General features: G+C 36.6%; 1 pseudogene. It reads right to left on the bottom strand.

What is annotated here, in order from left to right:
- Positions 1-714: 714 nt before the first annotated feature.
- A pseudogene (gene repM, locus FTV37_RS17195) lies at positions 715-1,644 on the bottom strand (replication initiation protein RepM); the annotation flags it as partial.
- Positions 1,645-1,991: the final 347 nt, after the last annotated feature.

Raw genomic sequence — 1,991 nt, 5'->3', positions numbered from 1 at the left:
ATCAATTTGTTTAGTTGTTCTTCAAAATCTTGCTTGTTTAAATCACCTGAAACGTACTGATCATAAAGTTTTTGATGATCTTCAGTGATTTCTAAATCGTAATATTCTCGATCTGATTTCTTTAAAAGTACCTCTGACAAACGATTATTTTTTTCGGCATCACTCAATTTCATAGTCTAAATGCTCCTATTTTGCGTTTATTGGCGTTTTTAGCCCTGTTTGGCTAGATTCCCCTGTTTTTGAAGAAAAGGCGCTTAAATGCGATTTTAGGCGGTTTTTGCGCTATGGGGTGAAATTCGATATTGGTGCTTTGCTAACAATAAAATTTTTAGCGGTTTGGAGATTTATCATTTCCCGACAGCAGGAGGGAATGCACGCTTACGCGTTTCTCTCCGAGAAACAAAAAATCGACCTCTGAAAAAGATAAAAATAAGCCCCAAAGTTTGGGGCGTTTTGAAATCTTTTTTAGAGGATTAATTGCTACTTTTTGGCATTCACGTAGTCATAAAATTGAAGTTGCTGTTTTGGGTCTTTTAGCATGATGCGAAGCCGTTGCATAAAATCATCTGGAGATTCGTTCTCCTGCTTTAAGTGAGCGAATTTCTTGTCACGGGACATATTGAACGACAAGCTGTTCACTTGCATATTTCGCAACTCAATAAACTTAGGTTCATCGACCTGTTTAATTGGTGCAGATTGGATTTTTTTAGAACCAAAGCCGAGCTGTTCCAGTAGCGGATAAAACATCCTGAATTTTTTTGGCTCTAAAAGCATGTCGGCAAGGCGTTTCGTAAAGTCTTCGGCTGACTCTCCGATCTCTGCATATTCGCTACCAACTTCGGGTAGTTCAGATAATTTATGTGCGAACAAATGCCGTTGGGCATCGGTCATTTCAACAAAAAAATCGGGTGTGTTTGGATCTCGTTTAGGGTCGATTTTTTGTTCTACTTTTGGCTGTGGTTTTTGTTTGAATCTGAATGAAAAACCACTAATTGAACGACCATTTTTATGTTGTTCTACCTTCACTTTAATGTCTGTTTTTTCATTAATTTGCTGTAATGATGGTTCTAAAACACGACTTTTAAAATGATTCATTGCTTTGTATTCATTAGGTTCAACTCCTAACTGACTTCTGAAATCCGCTAGTTTCAAAATTGGAGTTTTACCTACCTCACGCCATGTTATCAATAGTTCATAAAGTCGTATTGCATACTTGCCTGTAAGTCCTGAAACTTGATTAATCTGATAGCTTGTAAAGTGTTTCTCAAGTCGTGTAATTAGTGGAACTACATCAGGGGCAAAGGTGATTTCTAGTAGAGCAGAATCATCAATGTATTTAATACGACTAACCCATCGTGAGCGAACAATACCAATCCCTTTTGATGTTTCTTCTTGGAATGAAAATTGTCGATCAAATAGGTTGTTTACAGCTTCTTTTAAAGCCTTGTAAGCCCCTTCTTTTGTGACATTGAACTGTTTTGCATAATCACTGGCATGAATTTCTAGTTTACTGTCAGCAGTAATTCCTTTCCCTGTTTCTCTAGCACTGATAATTGCCAATAAAATTAACCTTTGTTCTGTTACCTCTAAGTTGTAACTGGCATTCATAAGAGCATTATCTTTTACAACTAACCCGCCTTTCATTAAGACACCATTATTTTTATGTATATAAAGACACATTATATTTTTATGTGTCTTAATGCAAACTATTTGTGTCGGTATTGGTGTTTTTGAACAAACTATTTGTGTCGGTATGACAAACTATTTGTGTCGGTATGTCCTCTGAAACGCACGTATATCAATACTTTCAAGGCTCTTAAAAGCATTTAAAAGCTTTTTATATTATTAAAAGCCCAAAAAAATCAAAAACGGCATTTAAAACTGCCCTATGTTTTCGCTTCGCTCAAACTCTATTGAATCTCGCTGCGCTCGATTCCTGGGGGCAGTTTTTTTCAAAGACCGGCTAGGACGCTAAAAACAAGAATGGATTC

It is taken from the genome of Acinetobacter sp. YH16042 (assembly GCF_013417245.1).
GTDB lineage: Bacteria > Pseudomonadota > Gammaproteobacteria > Pseudomonadales > Moraxellaceae > Acinetobacter > Acinetobacter amyesii.
This window is presented reverse-complemented; position numbering and strand designations above follow the sequence as displayed.